General features: G+C 38.5%; 15 protein-coding genes and 1 tRNA gene. 6 read left to right on the top strand and 10 right to left on the bottom strand.

Features of this window, described 5'->3' with window-relative positions:
• Window positions 1-240 precede the first annotated feature (240 nt).
• Window positions 241-480, top strand: coding sequence for an IS3 family transposase (locus DV434_RS06975; RefSeq protein WP_118785585.1), 240 nt, complete (start codon window positions 241-243; stop codon window positions 478-480).
• A 41-nt stretch (window positions 481-521) separates the two neighbouring features.
• Here DV434_RS06975 and DV434_RS06970 read toward each other — a convergent pair whose 3' ends face one another.
• Genes DV434_RS06970 through selA form a run of 3 tightly spaced genes read right to left on the bottom strand, consistent with a single transcriptional unit; the run spans window position 522 to window position 4,645 of the window.
• Window positions 522-1,385: an RsiV family protein gene (locus DV434_RS06970; RefSeq protein WP_118785584.1), complete on the bottom strand. Its 864-nt coding sequence runs from the start codon at window positions 1,383-1,385 to the stop codon at window positions 522-524.
• Between the two features lie 18 nt (window positions 1,386-1,403).
• Window positions 1,404-3,263 carry a selenocysteine-specific translation elongation factor gene (gene selB / locus DV434_RS06965; protein WP_118785583.1) on the bottom strand — a complete coding sequence of 620 codons (1,860 nt, stop codon included), beginning with the start codon at window positions 3,261-3,263 and terminating at the stop codon, window positions 1,404-1,406.
• Window positions 3,260-4,645 (bottom strand): L-seryl-tRNA(Sec) selenium transferase, encoded by a 1,386-nt coding sequence (gene selA / locus DV434_RS06960; protein ID WP_118785582.1) that lies wholly within the window; start codon window positions 4,643-4,645, stop codon window positions 3,260-3,262. Before selA ends, selB begins: the two co-directional genes overlap by 4 nt.
• Before the next feature lie 70 nt (window positions 4,646-4,715).
• On the opposite strand from selA, the gene DV434_RS06955 reads away from it, so the two are divergent.
• A tRNA-Sec gene (locus DV434_RS06955) sits at window positions 4,716-4,810 on the top strand.
• Between the two features lie 98 nt (window positions 4,811-4,908).
• On the opposite strand, the gene pepD is transcribed toward DV434_RS06955, so the two are convergent.
• Window positions 4,909-6,363 (bottom strand): aminoacyl-histidine dipeptidase, encoded by a 1,455-nt coding sequence (gene pepD / locus DV434_RS06950; protein WP_118785581.1) that lies wholly within the window; start codon window positions 6,361-6,363, stop codon window positions 4,909-4,911.
• A gap of 106 nt (window positions 6,364-6,469) precedes the next feature.
• Here pepD and gpt point away from each other — a divergent pair, with 106 nt between their 5' ends.
• The gene (gene gpt, locus DV434_RS06945) at window positions 6,470-6,937 is read left to right on the top strand and encodes a xanthine phosphoribosyltransferase (RefSeq protein WP_118785580.1); all 468 of its coding nucleotides are present in this window, start codon (window positions 6,470-6,472) and stop codon (window positions 6,935-6,937) included.
• A 76-nt stretch (window positions 6,938-7,013) separates the two neighbouring features.
• Here gpt and glpK read toward each other — a convergent pair whose 3' ends face one another.
• From glpK to glpT, 5 genes are all read right to left on the bottom strand, one after another.
• A complete protein-coding gene (gene glpK, locus DV434_RS06940; protein ID WP_118785579.1) occupies window positions 7,014-8,525 on the bottom strand; it encodes a glycerol kinase GlpK in 1,512 nt (503 codons plus the stop codon).
• A 20-nt stretch (window positions 8,526-8,545) separates the two neighbouring features.
• Window positions 8,546-9,340: an MIP/aquaporin family protein gene (locus DV434_RS06935; RefSeq protein ID WP_118785578.1), complete on the bottom strand. Its 795-nt coding sequence runs from the start codon at window positions 9,338-9,340 to the stop codon at window positions 8,546-8,548.
• 231 nt (window positions 9,341-9,571) lie between these two features.
• Window positions 9,572-10,666 (bottom strand): glycerophosphodiester phosphodiesterase, encoded by a 1,095-nt coding sequence (glpQ, locus tag DV434_RS06930; protein WP_005626929.1) that lies wholly within the window; start codon window positions 10,664-10,666, stop codon window positions 9,572-9,574.
• An 18-nt stretch (window positions 10,667-10,684) separates the two neighbouring features.
• Window positions 10,685-11,596: a hypothetical protein gene (locus DV434_RS06925; protein ID WP_118785577.1), complete on the bottom strand. Its 912-nt coding sequence runs from the start codon at window positions 11,594-11,596 to the stop codon at window positions 10,685-10,687.
• 130 nt (window positions 11,597-11,726) lie between these two features.
• Window positions 11,727-13,169 (bottom strand): glycerol-3-phosphate transporter, encoded by a 1,443-nt coding sequence (glpT, locus tag DV434_RS06920; protein ID WP_118785576.1) that lies wholly within the window; start codon window positions 13,167-13,169, stop codon window positions 11,727-11,729.
• A gap of 292 nt (window positions 13,170-13,461) precedes the next feature.
• On the opposite strand from glpT, the gene glpA reads away from it, so the two are divergent.
• The 3 genes from glpA to glpC are packed head-to-tail and all read left to right on the top strand — an operon-like array spanning window position 13,462 to window position 17,733.
• Complete coding sequence (glpA, locus tag DV434_RS06915; protein WP_118785575.1) at window positions 13,462-15,153, top strand: anaerobic glycerol-3-phosphate dehydrogenase subunit A; 1,692 nt, start codon at window positions 13,462-13,464, stop codon at window positions 15,151-15,153.
• A complete protein-coding gene (glpB, locus tag DV434_RS06910; protein ID WP_118785574.1) occupies window positions 15,143-16,441 on the top strand; it encodes a glycerol-3-phosphate dehydrogenase subunit GlpB in 1,299 nt (432 codons plus the stop codon). Before glpA ends, glpB begins: the two co-directional genes overlap by 11 nt.
• 11 nt (window positions 16,442-16,452) lie before the next feature.
• The gene (gene glpC / locus DV434_RS06905) at window positions 16,453-17,733 is read left to right on the top strand and encodes an anaerobic glycerol-3-phosphate dehydrogenase subunit GlpC (RefSeq protein WP_118785573.1); all 1,281 of its coding nucleotides are present in this window, start codon (window positions 16,453-16,455) and stop codon (window positions 17,731-17,733) included.
• Between the two features lie 95 nt (window positions 17,734-17,828).
• Here glpC and DV434_RS06900 read toward each other — a convergent pair whose 3' ends face one another.
• Window positions 17,829-21,044, bottom strand: a complete 3,216-nt coding sequence (locus DV434_RS06900; RefSeq protein WP_118811562.1) for a TonB-dependent hemoglobin/transferrin/lactoferrin family receptor — start codon at window positions 21,042-21,044, stop codon at window positions 17,829-17,831.
• Window positions 21,045-21,463 lie beyond the last annotated feature (419 nt).

Genomic DNA, 21,463 nt, shown 5'->3' with positions numbered 1-21,463 from the left:
GGATAACGTTTGCTTTTTCCATAAACAAACTAAACCTTACTTAATTTACTATTTTACAATAAAGAGAAAATAGAAATTTTCCCTTACCTATAAGATCTTTTTATCACTCTTTCAAAATCGCCCTTAATCGATCTAGTTGATTTTGTGTTTTTTCTTGTTTTTGCTCGGTGGTTAATTTCTGTTTATCGCGTTTCTATAATATATTGTCATTAGATAACTCAGCTAAAAATCATCTGGGTTATGTCGGCTTATCGTAGAATTTTGTCTGAAAATGGCATTATTCAAAATATGCCAAGAAAAGGGAATTGCTTGGATTTAGCGATTAAAACGGAATATTTTTATGGTCGGGAATTTAACTGTAGAGAGGAGATAGTTGATGTGATAAGGAATTATGTGGATTACCATAATCATCAATGGATTCAATTAAAATTAAAAGGACTAAGTCCGATACAATATCGTTGTCAGCCCTTAAGTAAATAATCTCATTTTTAGAATTTTCACCGCACTTTTTGTTTGTTTCCTTAAAGAAATTTTACATAGTTACTTCGCTTAAATTCTGGTTTAAATAATTCTTCTAGTTGCCCAAAATAGAGCAATAAATCCTGCTCTCCTGCTGCGTAAGGAGCGATTTCATAGACATCATAAATAAAATGTACACCTCTTGAATCTAAGTAAATATTATTCGATAAATTAAAACTATCGGCTCCAATAACAGGTTCATATTCCTTATTGCTATTATTATATTGCTCCCATAAAAGCGTTTTTACTTTCGGTAAATCTTTTTCATTAAATAAATCATTTAATGTCAAAATATGGCGTGTAGTTAGATCAATCGTGAAATAGCGATTACCTTCTACCCCATGAGCTCCACCTTCATAGTCATAAAAACTAATAGCAAAAGTTGCAAGTTTTTCTTTTTGCCCAACAAAATCTATCCACATAGAATGAGAAATACCAAAAGATGGTGTTTCTTTTACTTCTTTTTTGTCTTCCTCAAAAGCTGTTTGATAACGTGCTACAAATTGTTCGCGAGAAATATTTTTCATTTCTTCGTTTTCAGTCAATTTTTTCCACAATAGATCATTAAGCCAATCAATATTGGTTTTTATTGTTGAAATTGAATACTCAATTTTGGTTTCTTCAGGCTGGTAATCTTCTTTCGATTTAGGATGTTTAATAATCTCAGATTGATTAAATATTTCATCATTTTCCACAAAAATTGCTGGGACTGTTTTTTCTATTTGCTCTTTTAATTTGGTATTTTCAGCACTGAGTTGTGCTACGGTTTGATCTAGTTGTTTTATTTTTGCTTCAACATCTTTATCTTGGCAGCCTGTGAGTAATATGACAGAACTAATTAATGCAGCGACGAGCGTTTTTTTCATACTCTTTTCCTTTTTAAATCATAAATCAAAAACATTCTTATCGCGCAGAATATGGTCATTGCCTTTGCGACGCAAAAAACCCATTCGGTCGAAATATTCCATCAGTTGAACGGTAAGTTTGCGCCCGAAATTCAATTTATCACGTACTTCATTTACTGATACTTTACCTTGTTCTTCAGCGATTTGTTTGATGAGCCTTGCATAAGCATAGATGGTTTCAGTTAAGAAAAATCTATCTTTCACGATTGGCGTGAGGTAACCCAGTTTCCCTGCTTTATACATAAAATTACGCATAATTGATTCATCGATAGCGAGCTCATTTGCCATATCTCGCACCCAAATCGCTTGACCATTTGCTTTTTCAAACTCATTTAATACATCTGTCCAACGTGATTTTTCTTCAGTATTAAACTGAATTTTATGCTCTGGTAGATGAATCCAGCCACGCGTTTGTTGTAATCGTCCATCATTAAGCATTTCATCGATAAAATGATGAATCAGATTTTCTGGCTGATTCAATGTAGCCATTCGATATAATCTGGCTTTGCTTACACCAAGTTGATCATTATGTTGCTCGTGATAAGTATTAAGTGCGGTTAAAATTTGCTGTGTTTTTTCTTGTACGTAATTAGTATTAAAACACCAATCTTGATAGCGTACGGCGTCCCGCTCGGCGAGAGCTTTATCTAATTGCGAGGATGTCAGTTGTTCCGTCCACATTAATTGGCGTGCAGTTGTCGCATTATGTTGAAGGATAAGCGCAATACGTTGCGAAGCATTCTCTGCCAATGCTAAATTCGCTAAGAAATTTAACCGCACTTCAGTACGTTTATGACGTTTTGGCGAGTTAATTTCCAATACTCGTGCGCCAGCAATTAAGGTTTTTGTATCGCCACTGCGTAAAATAAGTTTGTCTCCAAAAGCCAAGAATAATGGTGAATCTAATATGATTTCAGCCAAAGTGCGGTCATTTTTAGCGGCATTTTTTCCTTGTAATAAGGTGAGTTTACCCGTAGTGCGACTCGCGCCGTGATAAATATGCACAGGTTGGCTTTCATTTAATGGTACTTCAGCCAAAATTTGTACACTAATGCGATCTGTTGGTGAGAGAGGTTCATCCTGCAATAACCAATCGCCTCGTTTCATTGATGTGCGGTCTAAATCAGCATTTAAATTTAACGCTAAACGTTGCCCCGCAATACCTTGTTCGCTTGATGTATTTTGTGCGTGAATCGCTTTTACACGAACTTTCTGTCCAGTAGAAAGGTAAATTTCATCGTTGACTTTCACTGTTCCTGAAAAGGCTGTACCAGTCACGACGGTACCCGCCCCTTTTACGCTGAATACTCGGTCTATTGCGTAGCGGAAAGGTTTCTGGGTATCAGCTAATTCAGGTAGATTAGCTAAGTAATGACGTAATTCATTAATTCCTTGTCCCGTTTCTGCAGAGGTAACGAAGTAGTTAGCATCGCATAAAAAACTGTAATCTTGTTTAATTGTTTGGATTAACGATTCTATTTGCTCTGAATTTGTACGATCTGCTTTTGTGATGACAACAATAATTTCGTGGAATTGAAGTTGGCGTAATATCGCTAAATGTTCTTTTGTTTGCGTTGCAACGCCTTCATCCGCAGCGACAATTAACATTGCATAATGCACGCCACCTAAACCCGCCAGCATATTTGACAAGAATTTCTCGTGCCCCGGCACATCAATAAAGCCAAGCACTTTGTTTTCTAAAGGCAGATAGGCATACCCCAAATCAATGGTCATTCCGCGTTTTTTTTCTTCTGGTAAATGCGCGGTACTTGTGCCAGTTAATGCTTTTAATAATGCTGTTTTGCCGTGATCAACGTGACCTGAAGTAACAATAATCATAGTTCATCCAATGTATTTAATAATGTTTCAATATCTGCGAGGCTACGTAAGTCTAGCCAAATTTTTCCGTTTTCCATTCGCCCAATAATAGGTTGAGAAAGTTGTTTAAAGCGAGCTGAAAGTACGGAAAGTTTTACGTTTGTTTTTTCTGCAATAGTAACAGCCAAGGAAGGAATTCTTTCCATTGGTTGTGAGCCACTACCGATTTGTGCTTGGCTAGCTTCAATTTGAATCTCAAATTGTGAATTTAAGCGAGATTCTAACCGCTCTTTTAGACGTATAGTATTTATTTTGAGTTGTTCTAATGGTTGCGTGAGTAAGCGCAAAGTTGGTAATTTTTCAGTTAATTTTTCAGGATTTAAATACAAACGTAATGTAGCTTCTAAGCCGGCTAAAATGACTTTATCGCAACGTAATACACGCTTGAGAGGATGTGCTTGTAATTGTTCGATCCATTCTTTTTTACCCACTATAATGCCTGCTTGCACACCGCCAAGTAATTTATCGCCAGAGAAAGAGACCAAATCCACACCTTGTGCGGCTTTTTCTTGCACGGTTGGTTCTTTTGGTAAGCCATATTGGCTTAAATCAACTAATGCACCACTGCCTAAATCAGTTACTACGGATACATTCATTTCTCGGCCTAGTTCCGCAAGCTCTTTTTCTGAAACTGAAGAGGTAAAACCACAAATTTGATAATTGCTGCTATGCACTTTCATTAAAAAAGCCGTATTTTCAGTGATAGCATTACGATAATCTTTCAGGTGAGTACGATTAGTGGTGCCCACTTCCACTAAATGGCATCCAGCTTGTTCCATAATATCTGGAATACGAAATGCACCGCCGATTTCAATTAATTCTCCACGAGAAATAATTACTTCTTTACCTTGAGCAAAGGTTGCCAGCATTAACAATACCGCAGCAGCGTTGTTATTCACAATACAGGCTGCTTCCGTACCTGTGAGTTTGCATAATAATTCACTGATGTAATTATCGCGATGACTACGCTTACCTTCATCTAAATCATATTCAAGCGAAACATTTTTTTGCATCGCAGAAAGCGCTGCCTGTTGTGCGGCTTCAGACCAAAGTGCCCGCCCAAGATTTGTGTGTAACACCGTACCAGTCAGATTATGCACCGCTTTGATTTGTACTTGGTTTTGTTTTTGTAGTCGAGAATGAATTTCTACCAAAGTGCGGTCAAAATTAGAAAAATATTCAGGAAGTTGATTATTTTTTTGAATAAATTGACGAGCTTGCGTTAATAATTCTCGACATGTTTCCACGACTGCAGTGTGACCAAATTCGGTAATGAGTTGTAATCCTTGAGGTGTTTTGAGAATTTTGTCAACGGAAGGAAGTTGTTGAAAAAGTGCGGTCATTTTTGAATCCGTTTAAAATAACGTTGAATTGCCGATTAATTTACGCTAAAGTAACCGCAATTTCAACCACGGAGGGGCGTCATCTCCGGTGAGGTGGCAGGATTTCAAATCCTGTTGAGGACGCCAGCGTTCTTGGGTGGGTTCAACTCCCATTCCCCTCCGCCAATTCTATATATTTCATTTTTATCATTTCTATTTTTATAAAAATAAATAGCGGTCAAAACCGTTTTTAATTTTGACCGCTCTTTAGGATTAATACCTAATTATTTTGCTGGAATGTCCGCTAATACTCTTGTCAATAAATCCCAATAGGTTTGCACCGTTGCAATTTCTACTTTTTCATCTGGTGAATGAGCATTTCGGATTGTTGGCCCGATAGAAATCATTTCTATGTGTGGATAATGTTCTTTTAGAAGACCACATTCTAATCCTGCGTGAATGACTTTCACCACAGGTTGCTCGCCTAGCACTTCAGCATAATGTTTGCGAGTAACGTCTAAGATAGTAGAGTCATTTACTGGTTGCCAGCCAGGATAAGGCGCAGAAAACTCGACTTTTGCATTTGCTAAGATTGCAAGTGAGCTAAGCATTTCAGTTACGTAATATTTACCGCTTTCAATTAATGAACGAACTAAAATGGTACTTTTTACAACATTACCTTCTGTTTTCAATACGCCAACGCTTAATGAACTTTCTACAACATTTTTAACTACATCACTATTGCGGATTACGCCGTTTGGCAATACGTTGAGTGCGTTAATTACCGTTTGAGTACTTTGTGCGGTGAATACGATAGGGGCTTTTTCTGCTGGTTCTACAAAAAGAGTGAAATTAGGTTCTGCAATTGCTAATTCTTCTTTAAGCACAACCGCGAGATTTTCTACCGCACTTTCTATGGCTTTTACATCACCATTAAAGGCTAACACAGCCACAGCTTCTCGAGGAATTGCATTACGAATTGAGCCACCACGAATTTCAGAGAGAGTAAAGTGCGGTTCATTTTGAGAGAGTTTTGCTAATACTCGTGCTAAGACTTTAATTGCATTTGCGCGCCCTGTATGGATATCACCACCAGAGTGGCCGCCACGTAAACCTTTAAGGGTGATTTGTGCGCTGTGCTCAAACGTATTGGTTTCATGTTGAACTGGAATTTCAAAGTTTGCGTTAATGCCGCCCGCACAACCAATGTAAATTTCGCCAATTTCTTCGGTATCTGTATTGATTAAAATTTCAGATTGTAACCAGTTATGACGTAAGCCTTTTGCGCCATCCATCCCCGTTTCTTCTGTCATTGTTAAAAGCACTTCAAGAGGTGGATGAGCTAAATCATTGCTTTCTAGCACCGCTAACGTAGAGGCTAAACCGATACCATTGTCAGATCCTAATGTTGTACCTCGTGCTTTTACCCATTCCCCGTCAATATAAGGTTGAATAGGATCTTTGGTAAAATCATGTGGGTTGCCTTCATTAGCCTGAGGCACCATATCTAGATGGGCTTGTAGAACAACAGGCGTGTGATTTTCCATTCCTTTCGTAGCGGGTTTACGAATGAGGACATTCCCCACTTCATCGCGTTCAACAAAAAAATGCTTTTCTTTCGCCCAATTTACAATAAAGTTAGCTAACGCATCTTCATGATGAGAAGGGTGAGGGATTGCACAGATTTGATCGAACCATTTCCACAGTAATGCTGGTTTAAGTGTTGTAATTTCAGACATAGTCACTCCTTTTTACTGAAAAATTTCATGAAATAATAGCATAAAACGCCATTTCGGGTTATCCTTACGCAATTTTTATTTATCGATAAATTTCTAAGGTGCAATTATGAGCGAAAAATATGTGGTGACTTGGGATATGTTCCAAATGCATGCCCGCAAATTATCTGAACGTTTACTTCCAGCTTCTCAATGGAAAGGTATTATTGCGGTGAGCCGTGGTGGTTTATTTCCAGCAGCTGTTTTGGCTCGTGAGTTAGGCCTTCGCCATATTGAGACTGTTTGTATCGCAAGTTATCACGATCATAACAATCAAGGTGAATTACAAGTTCTTCATTCCGCTCAAGTGCCAAATGGCGGCGAAGGATTTATCGTGGTAGATGATTTAGTTGATACGGGTAATACTGCGCGTGCGATTCGTCAAATGTACCCTAATGCAAAATTTGTCACTGTATTTGCAAAACCTGCAGGCGCGGAATTAGTGGATGATTACGTGATTGATATTCCACAAAATACTTGGATTGAGCAACCTTGGGATTTAGGTTTAACCTTTGTTCCACCTCTCTCTAGAAAATAATTTTTATACAGATACAGAATAAAAGAGCGGTCAAAATAAAAGAAGTTTTGACCGCTCTTTGTATGAGAATTATAAATTATTCTTCATCTTCTTTTGCCCATTCTAATGAGCGTTTAACTGCTTTTTTCCAGCCTTTGTAGCGACGTTCGCGTTTTTCATTGTCGTTGTCTGGACTGAATGTGCGTTCTACACGGGCTTTATCGCGAAGCTCGTCTAAATCTTTCCAAAAGCCTGTTGCTAAACCAGCAAGATAAGCGGCACCTAGAGCGGTCACTTCTTTCACAACTGGGCGCTCAACATTTACATCTAAAATATCAGCTTGGAATTGCATTAAGAAGTTATTGTTGGTTGCGCCACCATCTACACGGAGATATTGTAAGCGTTCACCTGAATCTGATTGCATAGCCTCTAAGACATCACGGGTTTGGTAAGCAATAGATTCTAAGGTTGCACGAACAATATGATTACGGTTTGCACCGCGAGAAAGACCAAAAATTGCACCGCGCGCATATGGATCCCAATATGGTGCACCTAAGCCTGTGAAAGCAGGAACAACATATACGCCATTACTATCAGTCACTTTTTGTGCGAAGTATTCAGAGTCAAAACTATCGTGAACAATTTTGAGTTCATCTCGGAGCCATTGGATTGATGCACCTGCAATAAATACAGAACCTTCTAAGGCATATTCTGGTTCGCCTTTTGTATTACAAGCAATGGTTGTGAGTAGTCCATTTTTGGATGTAATAGCTTTGTTACCTGTGTGAAGCAACATAAAGCAGCCTGTACCATAAGTGTTTTTGGCTTGGCCTGCATGTACGCAAAGATGTCCGTAAAGAGCAGCTTGTTGGTCACCGGCAATCCCTGCAACAGGAATACGAACACCACCTTTACCACCGATATTGGTTTGGCCGTAAATTTCAGAAGAATTACGCACTTCAGGTAACATTGAACGTGGAATATTCAAGATTTCAAGCATCTTGTCGTCCCATTGTTTGGTATGAATATTGAATAACATGGTACGAGATGCATTAGTGTAATCGGTTACGTGTACTCGGCCTTGAGTCAGTTTCCATACAAGCCAAGTATCAACAGTACCAAATAATAATTCGCCTCGTTCTGCTTTTTCTCGAGCACCTTCAACGTTATCCAAAATCCATTTTACTTTTGTACCAGAGAAGTAAGGGTCAACCACTAAGCCAGTGGTATTACGAATGTATTCTTCATGACCATCGGCTTTTAATTTATCGGTAATGTCTGCTGTACGGCGACATTGCCAAACGATAGCGTTGTAAACGGGTGTACCGGTTGCTTTTTCCCATACGATGGTGGTTTCACGCTGGTTGGTGATACCGATAGCGGCGATTTCATCAGATGTAATGCCCGCTTTGGCAACGACTTCGTTTAAGGTTGAACTTTGAGTTGCCCAAATTTCCATTGGGTTATGTTCTACCCAACCAGCTCGAGGGTAGATTTGGGTAAATTCACGTTGTGCAATTTCAACCACATTCGCATTATGATCTAATAATACTGCGCGAGAGCTTGTTGTGCCTTGGTCTAATGCAATGATGTATTTTTTGTCTGTCATAGTATTACTCCTTCAAATAATTATTCGCAGCTGCAATTACAAGGTAAATTGCCGCCAATTGCTTTTTTGTATAACCATGCACCAGCTAATGCGCCTAAAACAGGTGCAACCATTGGAACGATAAAATAAGGGATTTCGCGTCCGCCAGTTAAAGCGAGTTTGCCCCAGCCAGCGAGATAAGCAAAGAATTTTGGTCCGAAGTCACGTGCTGGATTCATGGCAAAACCAGTTAATGGGCCCATAGCACCGCCGAGAACTGCGATTAATACACCAATTAATAATGGCGCAAGTGGACCACGAGGTACACCGTTTCCATCGTCAGTTAATGCCATAATTAATGCCATAAGAATTGCAGTAATCACAAATTCCACAGCAAAGGCGCCACCAATGCTTAAACTTGGATGAGGATAAGTGGAGAATATACCCGCAAGGCTTAAACTTTCTTGTGTACCACGAACAATGTTATGAGAAGTTTCATAATCGATAAAAACATTGTGGTATAAGGCATAAACTAATGCTGCAGCAAAGAATGCGCCGAGCATTTGTGAAATGATGTAAGGAATTACTTTTTTGCCATCAAAGCAAGCAAATTTCCAAAGGGCAATGGTTACTGCTGGGTTTAAATGTGCGCCAGATAAACCCGCTGTTGCATATACTGCAAGTGCAACGCCCATCCCCCACATAATGCTGATTTCCCACAAGCCAAAACTAGCGCCTGCTACTTTTAGTGCTGCAACGCAGCCCACACCAAAGAAAATCAATAAGGCTGTACCTAAAAACTCGCCAATACAGTTCGCTTTTAATGATTTATCCATAGATCACTCCTTAGAAGTGCGGTTGAAATGAAGGGTGTTTTCCCTGAATAAAAGGGAAGAAGAATTTATTAGAAAAGAATACGGAGTGTTTTGAAATAGCCTCCTTATTTGAATTCTAGGTTAGAACACCTAGATTGATTATGATGTTACTCTGTTAGAGTAGAATTTTGGCTTCTACGATATAGAAACCTATTTAACCGTGGGTATGTTTACCCACGGTTGTGAGGGATATTATTTTTTCCCTTTTAAGAATTCCACGCCAGTATCTGGGAAATCAGTAAATACGCCTGTTGCACCTGATTTATTCAATAACGCATCGTACATTTGATTTACGTCAGTGAAGAATTCAGGTAAAGCATCTTTACGCACGGTGTATGGGTGTAATTCCACTTTATATTGTGCGAGTTCTTTCACTAATGGTGTGTATACAATGTTACCTGGTTTAGATTGTTCTTTATCTACTAACATATACCAACCTGGACCAACACCATCAGCGTATTTCACTACTTCTGCCATTGCACCTGGTTTAAACATCCAATCGTAATCGTAGTTTACCCATTTACCTTTCGCATCTTTTTCTTGCGTTTCTTTCCAATCTGTATAAGCCACTAATTGAACTAATTTCAAATCCATGCCCATTTTTGGAAGTAATTCAGTTTTGATACGTTTTAATTCATTAAAGTCGAAAGTTTGTAAGTAAACCATATCGGTTTTCTTATCATAGCCATATTTTTTCAACACTTTGAGTGTTTCAGCTGCAATATCTTTGCCATTTTGATGGTGGAACCAAGGTGCCTTGATTTCTGGATAAATCCCTACTTTTTTGCCAGTCGATTTTTCTAAGCCTTGGATAAACTCAATTTCATCTTCAAAGGTGTGAATTCTGAAGTGTGATTTCCAAAGTGGGAAACGACCAGGATAAACTTGTGCTTGTTTGCCATCTTTGGTTTCAAAGTTTTCTGTCATTTCTAAACTTTGAATTTCTTTTAAGGTAAAGTCGATGACATAGTAACGACCATCTTTACGGTGACGATGTGGGAATTTTTTCGCTACATCAGTCAAACCATCTAAAAAGTGATCGTGAATAACCACTAAACGACCATCTTTAGTCATTGCTAAATCTTGCTCTAAATAATCTGCGTGTTGTGCAAACGCAAGTGCTTTAGATTCTAAAGTATGCTCTGGTAAATAACCGCTAGCACCACGGTGAGCAATAATGATTTTGTCTGATTTCATTTGGGTGTTTGCCATGCTTGATGAATGGCTGCTACAACCTGCAAGTACGCCAGCTGCTAATAAAGAAAGCGCTAAAGTTTTAAGTTTCATAGGTATTTTCTCCTTGATTTACTTATTACATCTTGGTTTCATGTCGTAAAAATAGATTTCGCTAATTTCACGGTCATAACCTGGATAAAATCCTTTTGGCATCCCTAACACAATTTGTTTGCCTCGGTTTGCATGGACAAGTAGTTGTTTTGTTTTCGGATTAATATTCAAGCCTTCGATTTCGCCGACATCTCGAATATCATCTAAGGTTTTTTCTAAAACAACTCGAGCTTCATTATTTTTATCTGAGATTTCTACACGATAAATATGATCAGGTTCTTTTTCATCTGCCGTACCGTCATCAGCGGTGACATAGAGATCACCGTTGTAGGCATAAACCCCTTGAATCCATTGTGGAACAGGTTGTAAATGCACTTTTCGTTTATATTTACCTGTTGAAAGATCATATTCATATAAATAACGGCCACTTTCCTCACCAACCCAAGAAGCCATCCAAACTGAATTGTGAACTGTATCTACGGTGATGCCGGAAACTTCGACTTGACCTGACTCAGGATTAAAATCAACAGATCTTTTTAATGCGAGGGTTTCGGGATCATGAATCGCAATTTGAATATTTTTCCCTACTCCAGCATCAAACCATTCGGAGGAAACATAAAGTTCATTGTTGTAGATATCAATGTCACCAATGTGGTTAGCTTCTTTTTGATAGCCCACAAAAGGATCCTTATTTTCTTTAATCAGTTTTCCATTCATATCATATTTAGCGAGGGTTTTGCTTCCGGATATATAAAGATGCTTTCCATCAGTTGTAATACCTTGACGGCCATTTACTTCTAATACTTTATCCAATTTATAAGTATATTTAGGTAAAGCTGAATGATAAGGCGCTTCGCAAGTTTGATTTGCCGACACAGATATCGCAAAAAGTGTGCAACCTAATCCAATAGTAATCGATGATAATTTCATAATTATTGTCTCCTTAAATATATGATTTATTTTGTGGGAAAGGAATCAAGATGCGCTATATCAGAAATAAAATTAATTTTAGTTACAAAAAAGGCGACTAAGCATTTGCCCGCCGCCTTTTTTAAGCTAATTATTTAGTACCGTAAGTATCGCCTAATTTCGCTTTGTGTTTACCTTCTTCAACCATTACGATTAAGAGTAATAACACTGCTAATACGCCACCGCCGATCATTACGTAGAAACCACCGTCCCATCCGTAATGTTGAGCAGCCCAACCGATAACTGCAGATGCAGAAACTGTACCGCCTAAGTAACCGAATAAACCAGTGAAACCTGCTGCAGTACCTGCTGCTTTTTTCGGTGCTAACTCAAGAGCATGTAAACCGATTAACATTACAGGACCGTAGATTAAGAAACCGATTAAAGTCATTAAAATGAAGTCAGTTAATTGGTATGGGTTTTGATACCATGCGCTATAGTTTGCTAATTCAGCTTTTGGTGTAGCTGGGTTCATCCAGTATGCAACAACCGCTGCAGTGGTTAAGATCATGAAGATGAAACCTGTTAAACCACGTTTACCTTTGAATACTTTATCTGATACCCAACCACATAATAATGTACCTGGAACCGCTGCTAATTCATAGATTGTGTATGCCCATGCGGTACCTTTGATGTTGAAGTGTTTTACTTCGCTTAAGTAAACCGGAGACCATTTTAATACGCCGTAGCGGATTAAATATACGAATACGTTAGCAATCGCGATGTACCATAACAATTTGTTTTTTAATACATAAGTGACGAAGATTTCTTTTGCAGTTAAATCGTTTTCGTAAGTTTTTTCGTTATAGTCATCTGGGTAATCATTACGCCATTTTTCGATTGATGGTAAACCACAAGATTGTGGAGTATCACGCATGACGAAGTACACAGGAATTGCACAGATCATTGCTGCAATACCAGGGTAGTATAAAGATTGTTGCCAGATGTCTTTTGCTTGCGCTTCAATACCGTGGGTGCTGAAGAAAATTGCACTAGCTAGTAACACCATTGCACCAGGCATCATACCACCGATATTGTGCGCAGTATTCCAAATTGACACGATAGTACCGCGTTCAGATTTGGACCACCAGTGTACCATAGTACGACCACATGGAGGCCATCCCATACCTTGGAACCAACCATTTAAGAAGATCATCGCCCACATGATAGCGATGCCTGAGGTTGCCCATGGGAATAGACCCATTAAGGTCATGCATAAACCAGATAATAACAAACCAAATGGTAGGAATACACGTGGGTTAGAACGGTCAGACATACCAGCCATGACGAATTTTGATAAACCGTAAGCAAGGCCAGCTGCAGAACCGATTACACCAAGCTCAGCTTTTGTATAAAGACCAGCTTGAATTAAACCAGGTTGTGCTAAGTCAAAGTTTGCACGCACGAAATAGTATGCGGCATAACCAAAGAAGATCCCTGCGAATACTTGCCAACGTAAGCGTTTATACGTGGAATCAATTTTTTCCGCCGGAAGTTCCGCAATATGCGGAGCGGGTTTGAATGGTCCAAACATAATTTTTTCTCCAACTTTTAATTATGTGTAAGTTTTATTCACCCTTTATTAGACAGTAAGGGATAGGCGCATAATAAAAGAAAATAAAAAATAAGGAAGTAAAAAAAGTAAAAAATGTGAAGTGTTTCACAAAATTTTTACACCATTTGAGCGAATCCGAAAATTATTGTGATCGGTATCACAAAATTGTTTTCTTTTGCGCTCAAAATGTTGTTAATTTGGCCGCACTTCTCTACAATGCCTGTGATTTTTATATTACTTTTTTGTTAAATTTTGGGAATTGGGGGTAAACATGGGATTATCACCTAGCATATACAAAGATGTTGGAGATTTTTCGCCACTCAGTACCGATGTCATAATTATCGGTGGTGGCGCAACGGGTGCAGGTATTGCACGTGACTGTGCACTTCGTGGCATTGATTGTATTTTATTGGAACGCCGAGACATCGCAACGGGTGCGACAGGACGCAACCACGGATTATTACACAGTGGTGCGCGTTATGCCGTGAACGACCAAGAATCTGCTGAAGAATGTATTAAAGAAAACCGCATTTTGCGCAAAATTGCGCGTCATTGCGTAGATGAAACGGAAGGCTTATTTATCACGTTGCCTGAAGATTCTCTCGACTATCAAAAAACCTTCCTTGAAAGTTGTGCAAAATCTGGAATTGATGCGCAAGCCATTGATCCTGACTTAGCTAAAATTATGGAGCCTTCTGTAAATCCTGATTTAGTGGGCGCTGTTGTTGTACCAGATGGTTCGATTGACCCATTCCGTTTAACCGCCTCTAATATGATGGATGCGACAGAAAACGGCGCAAAAATGTTCACTTATTGCGAAGTAAAAAATTTGATTCGTGAAGGTGGAAAAGTAATTGGCGTGAATGTGTACGATCACAAAAATCGTAGAGAACGCCAATTTTTTGCACCGCTTGTTGTGAATGCTGGTGGTATTTGGGGACAAGGGATTGCAGAATATGCCGATCTCAAAATCAAAATGTTCCCAGCGAAAGGTGCATTGCTTGTAATGGGCCATCGCATTAATAAACTTGTCATTAACCGCTGCCGTAAACCAGCTGATGCGGATATTCTTGTTCCAGGCGATACAATTTGTGTGATTGGCACAACGTCAAGTCGTGTTCCTTATGATCAAATCGATAACATGCAAGTGACACCAGAAGAAGTAGATATTCTTTTCCGTGAAGGTGAAAAACTTGCACCGAGCTTGCGTCATACTCGCGTATTACGTGCTTATGCTGGGGTGCGTCCATTAGTTGCGAGTGATGATGATCCATCTGGTCGTAATGTGAGCCGTGGTATTGTGTTACTTGACCACGCAGAACGTGATGGCTTAGATGGCTTTATTACTATCACTGGCGGTAAGTTAATGACTTATCGTTTAATGGCTGAATGGGCGACCGACCTTGTTTGTAAAAAACTCAATAAAACGGCTCGTTGTGTTACTGCTGAACAGGCTTTACCAGGTTCTACTGAAAGTCGTCAAGAGACCAACCAAAAAGTCATTTCATTACCAAGTACTATTCGTTATTCTGCTGTGTATCGTCATGGTTCACGCGCTACTCGTTTGCTTGAAAAAGAACGTTTAGATCGTTCAATGGTTTGCGAATGTGAGGCTGTGACGGCAGGCGAAGTTCGCTATGCAATTGATGAACTCGGTGTAAATAACATTGTGGATTTACGCCGCCGTACACGTGTTGGCATGGGTACTTGCCAAGCTGAACTGTGTGCATGTCGTGCTGCTGGCTTAATGAACCGTTTTGAAGTGGCAACACCAACTCAATCAACTATTCAACTTTCTGCCTTTATGGAAGAACGCTGGCGCGGTATTGAGCCGATTGCTTGGGGGGAAGCTATTCGCGAAGCCGAATTTACCTCTTGGATGTATGGTAGCGTATTGGGTTTAAATGATATGAAACCGCTTGATGAACAAGCACAACAAGGGACGGATAGCAATGAATTTTGATGTAGCCATTATTGGCGGTGGTTTAGCAGGGTTAACCTGTGGCATCGCCCTTCAACAACGCGGCAAACGTTGCGTGATTATCAACAACGGTCAAGCAGCCATTGATTTTGCATCCGGCTCTTTAGATTTATTAAGCCGTATGCCATCAACTTCAAATGGAGAAGGTCGCGCGGTAGAAAATTTAAAAGAAAATATCACCGCACTTCGCAATGAATTACCAGCTCACCCTTATAGTTTATTGGGCGCAGAGAAAGTGCTTGCTAAAGCACAAGATTTTGAACGTTTAGCCAATGAATTAAATCTTGATTTAATTGGTTCTACGGAAAAGAACCATTGGCGTGTAACAGGCTTAGGCAGTTTACGTGGCGCGTGGCTTTCACCAAATAGTGTACCAACTGTGCAAGGCAATGAACGTTTTCCGCATAAACGTATTGCGGTGCTTGGTATCGAAGGTTATCACGATTTTCAACCGCAACTTTTAGCGGCAAATTTAGTGTTAAACCCACAATTTGAGCATTGTGAGGTGATCAGTGGTTTCTTAAATATTCCACAATTAGATGAGCTTCGCAAAAATGCCCGAGAGTTCCGTAGTGTAAATATCTCTCAACTTCTAGAGCACAAACTTGCGTTCAATGATCTTGTTAAAGAAATTATTGAATCAGCGCAAGGCGTAGAAGCCGTATTTTTACCGGCTTGTTTTGGTTTAGAAAACCAAGAATTTATGACCGCACTTCGTGATGCAACTAAACTCGCATTATTTGAATTACCAACGTTGCCACCATCATTACTCGGTATGCGCCAGCGTATTCAATTACGCCGTAAATTTGAATCCCTTGGTGGTTTAATGATTAACGGTGATAGTGCATTGAGTGCAACATTTGAAGGAAATCAAGTCCGTTGTATCAACACTCGCTTGCTCGAAGATGAAGAAATTACTGCAGATAATTTCGTACTGGCTTCAGGAAGTTTCTTCAGTAAAGGACTCATTTCTGAATTTGATAAAATTTATGAGCCAGTTTTTGAATCCGATATTATCGGTGTTGAAGGCTTTAACGATAAAGACCGTTTCACTTGGACTACTCATCGTTTTGCTCATCCACAACCTTATCAATCTGCTGGTGTAGCAATTAATGCTCAATGCCAAGTGCAAAAGAGCGGTCAATATTTAACGAATTTATATGCCGTCGGTAATGTAATTGGTGGGTTTAATGCGCTTGAGCTTGGTTGTGGTTCGGGTGTCGCAGTTGTAACTGCCTTGGCGGTTGCTGATGAAATCTTGGCGAAATAAGGGGGAATAATATGGATAATAATATTCAACGACTCATTGATAGTGCAAAACAATCCCTTAATTCACCTGAAAGCCATAAATATATCGACGAAAGTTTTGAAAGCTGTATTAAATGTACGGCTTGTACCGCTGTTTGTCCGGTTTCACGCAATAATCCGCTTTACCCTGGCCCAAAACAATCTGGTCCAGATGGTGAGCGTTTACGCTTGAAATCAGCTGAACTTTACGATGAAGCACTTAAATATTGTACTAACTGTAAACGTTGTGAAGTGGCTTGTCCGTCAGATGTGAAAATCGGTGATTTAATTGTGCGTGCGCGTAATAACCACTTAGCGCAGTCTAAAAAACCGTTAATGAATAAATTGCGTGATGCGATTTTAAGTAACACGGATGTAATGGGGAAAATCAATACGCCATTAGCGCCGATTGTAAACACCATCACAAGCCTAAAAGCGACTAAATTTATGTTGGAAAAAACGCTTAAAATCAGTAAAGAACGTACTTTACCTAAATATGCGTTTGGTACGTTCCGTAGCTGGTATATGAAAAATGCGTTACAAGACCAACAAAAATTTGAGCGTAAAGTCGCGTATTATCATGGTTGTTATGTGAACTATAATAATCCGCAGCTTGGTAAAGAATTCCTTAAAGTGTTCAATGCGATGAACATTGGGGTGATGCTATTAGAAAAAGAAAAATGCTGTGGTTTACCATTAATGGTAAACGGTTTCCCAGAACGTGCCCGTAATATCGCACAGTTCAATACCGATTACATTGGAAAAATGGTAGATGAAAATGGACTAGACGTGATCAGTGAAGCATCAAGTTGTTCACTTAATCTGCGTGATGAATACCATCATATTTTAGGCATCAACAATGCTAAAGTGCGTCCGCATATTCATATGGTGACACCATTCTTATACCAACTTTTCAAAGAAGGTAAAACATTACCCTTGAAACCACTTAAACTTCGAGTGGCTTATCACACCGCTTGTCACGTAGATAAAGCAGGCTGGGCACCTTATACTTTGGAAGTGTTGAAAAAAATTCCTGGTTTAGAAATCATTATGTTACCTAGCCAATGCTGTGGTATTGCAGGGACTTACGGTTTTAAATCCGAAAACTATAAGGTTTCACAATCTATTGGTAAAAACCTATTCGATAATATTAACGAAGGTGGGTTTGATTACGTCATATCAGAATGCCAAACCTGTAAATGGCAAATTGATATGTCATCTAATGTGACCTGTATTCACCCATTAACCTTACTCTGTATGTCGATGGATGCTTAACAATAAGAAAAATGCACTTTGTAATTAAAGTGCATTTTTTATAAGTAGAAAAAAGTGCGGTAAATTTTTTACCGCACTTTTGGTTTTAGATATTATTAGAATTCAAACTGAACTGACATTCTATAGTTTCTACCAGGGGCGTAGAAGCGGTTTAAGCCTTTACCTGTTGCTGTTTCTACTCGGTTAATCGTGCCTATATGACGAATAGAACGGGCAGAGTCCCAAGTAAGATATTTTTGATTTGTTAAATTATAAACACCAGCTGTAAATGTAAGGTTTTTAATTGGTTTCCAATAAGCAATGGCATCTATCACAGTGTAATGCTTATTGCGCCATAATCCTCTAGAGTCTTTTACCTCTTTGCCGTTCACTTTTGTAGCAGGTATATCGTGTTCATTGCCATAAATATTTTCTTTTCTGGCAACCATGCTCGTCCATTGTGAATTAAATGTATCTTTTTCTTTTTTAGCTGCAATATCGGTGATATACACATCCATGCCCCATTTTTGGCTTGGTGCATCATAGCCAATGTTATATACCGATGTGGTAGGTTGCAATGCATTCATAGGCTGATCTTGTGAAGCAATAGCAGTATATTGCGGATTTAGTTTCAAAAATTCAGCATACCCAGAACGTAATTTGTTATCTTTAATTCTTCCTTTTTGATAGGTGAATTTATAACCTAAATGGAAACCTTGTAGATTTTCAAACAAATCCCCCATTTCAAGACGTGAAGCAATTTCGATACCTCTGACTCTTGCTTGATCTCGATTTTGGTTTTGATAAAACGGATATTCTATTGTAGAACCTTTCTCAATTTGTTTATTTTTTTCAAAGACCAAATCAATAAAATTACGATAATCACTTTGAAACGCACTTAACGTAAGATAACTATTTTCCTTATAAAAGGTAAATGCAACTTCTTTCGTTTTTGATGTTTCTGCTTTTAAATTGGTATTTGGAGCTATGGAAAAATCTGGATGCTTGAATGTCATATAAATTTCATCAGAGGTTGGCGCACGGAAAGCATTAGCATATTTAAGCTGCACGCGAAGCCAATCAGTGGGATCTAGATTCAAACCAATATTATAAGAATGATGTTTATAGGTTGTTTTGCGTAATAGCAGTGCAAGATTTTTTTTCATATTATTTGTATAACAAACAGTGTTATAGCGACAATCGTTATATCCTACAGGAACATACGTGCCATAAACGACATCTTTTTCATCAAAAGGTACAAATATTCCTGCAATTAAGCCACCTGGAACGGGAGTTTTTTCATCATAACCAGGCAAATATTTCACATGGTCATAGCGATAATTTAAATCTAGCCCTAGCCAAGAGGTAAGTTGCACATTATCTCCAAAATACAACACATTATTTTTAGTCGTAACAGGGATTAAATAGGTATCTTTACCCTTGTCGGCATGAAGTTGAGTTCCATTAGCACAACCAGCTACGCTGATATTAGGTTGTGGTTTTTTCGCCTCGCCAAGATTTCCATTCTCTGCTCTAGCGCAGAAAAAGTAGTCAGCCCACCATTGCACATTGGCTGCGGTGTTGTATTGATGATTTACCATACTTTTTAGTGTTTTTTCATAAAGACCACCATATTTTAGTTGGTGTTGGGTATGCCAAAGGTTAAATTCTTTGTCTAAATCAAGTTTAATCTGTTGGGTGTTAGTGTTTAAATCACGATCATTGACGGAGTCTGTACTATAGCCATAACTTTTTGGAAATAAAAAATGTGCGGATTCTTCTCTTAGAGGTCCACCCTCCCACATTGCCTCTCCCTTTTTTAGTGGGATTTCGCCATATTTTTTTCCATTAGGTAATGTTTTAACTTCTATTGGTTTATTCTCATAAGCGTATTTGTCATTGTAGTTTTCATCCGTTTCAACAAAAATCCGAAATTTTTTACCTTCACAACTTAATTTTTCGCAATTAATTAAGACCGAATCAAGTGAGCCTGTAGTGGAATCAATATCGCTATCAACATCTTCATCCTTACTATTCTTAAATTTACGAGAATACCAGCCATCTTCTACGCTTTTAAATTCATCCCCATTTTTATCCACAATGCTATAAACACCATCCTTTTCCACTAACTTTAACCCTTGTGGATTACTTACACCATTACAAGTGGATTGATGACAATATTCATCAGAACGAGCTTTATTAGTAATATTTTGTGAGGAATAACTCAGTTTAAAATGATCCCAAAAAGGCGTTTGGGTGAAATTTTCATAACTAAATTGAATATTTTTTCGTTTGGATTGATCGTGAATAATACGCTCACCGTATGTTTCACTTTTAGCTTGAGTATATGATCTAAGAGAGTAAGACAAATCCATTCCCTTTGTATCTAAAGTAGAATCATCTAATGCCACACTCAAGCGATGGTTTTCATTAGGCTGAAAGCCCAATTTTATTAAAGTACTTTGTCGGGTAATTTGATAAGGATCGGCTTTTTCACGTGTAGGACCAACCGCACTTAAATCAGCCTTTTTATTGGGATAAATTTTATAATCGTAGTTTTCTATTTCATGTCCATCACGTTTTGTATCAACGACTAAAATATCAAATTTTTTATAACGTCCTGCGAAGGTAAGTGCATTAAGGTTTTGATTATTCATTGTTTGATAGCCACGTTTAAAGGAAAAATAATAATTTTTATCCAATAAATAATCCCGAGCATCTTTTGTTTCAAACATCACTGAGCCACCTAAAGCACCACTACCAGCCTTAATCGAATCAGAACCTTTTGTAATTGTTGCCTGTTTTACATTTTCAATTTCTACACTATTACGTGTATTATTAAAATTTCCATAACCCTCAAATAACTCCTTAAATCCTTGAGAGCTTAAGGTTTCAGCTTGACGAAGTCCATCAACCATAATACCCACACGGTTTTCATCAACCCCTCGAACTGCATAACCACTTGCTCCAGTTCTTCCCGTTTCAACAACGCTAATACCTGTTTCATAGCGAACGAGATCACGAGAATCAGACGCCTGCTGTTTCGCTAATTTTTTGGCTGAAATTTGGGTTTCCCCGACTTTTTTCTCTTTGATATTAATATTTTCTGATGAATCTGAAACATTAATTTGTTCTAGTTGTTCAGAAACATTACTATTTTGGTTGGTTGGTTGGTTGGTTGGTTGGTTGGTTGGTTGGTTGGTTGGTTGGTTGGTTGGTTGGTTGGTTGGTTGGTTGGTTGGTTGGTTGGTTGGCTCATTAGCATAAGCAATACTTGCCGTTAGCCCAAGCATAACGGAATACGTAAGCAGATTTAATCTAAAATTGGTCATGTTTACTCCATAATAAAGAAAATGATAATAATTATTAAATATAGTACAGGGAAAAATATTTTCTCACAATACTAAAAGTGTGTTTTTGAAAAAATCAAACAATAAAAATTATTCTCATTATGCTCTATATTTAAATGCGCTTGTTCTCTATAATGCAAGCCATCGATTGTTCATGTTAGTTGTAGGGTGGGCTTCAGCCCACCAACAAACAATCGTGAGATATTTTGGTGGGCTGAAGCCCACCCTACATAAAGTGCACATTGATTGCATACTTCTTTTTAGTAGCAATCATTATGATGATTTTATGGATTGCGTAGCATTATTGATTTAGTTGAAAACGATGCTTTTAAGGAATTAAAAATGACAAAAGCCACCTTTTAGGTGGCTTTGTCTCTATATTGTAGGGGGGGTTTGATAAT

It is taken from the genome of Haemophilus haemolyticus (assembly GCF_003493685.1).
GTDB lineage: Bacteria > Pseudomonadota > Gammaproteobacteria > Enterobacterales > Pasteurellaceae > Haemophilus > Haemophilus haemolyticus_O.
Note: the sequence above shows the minus strand (reverse complement) of the source record. Positions and strands in the feature narration are given on the sequence as shown.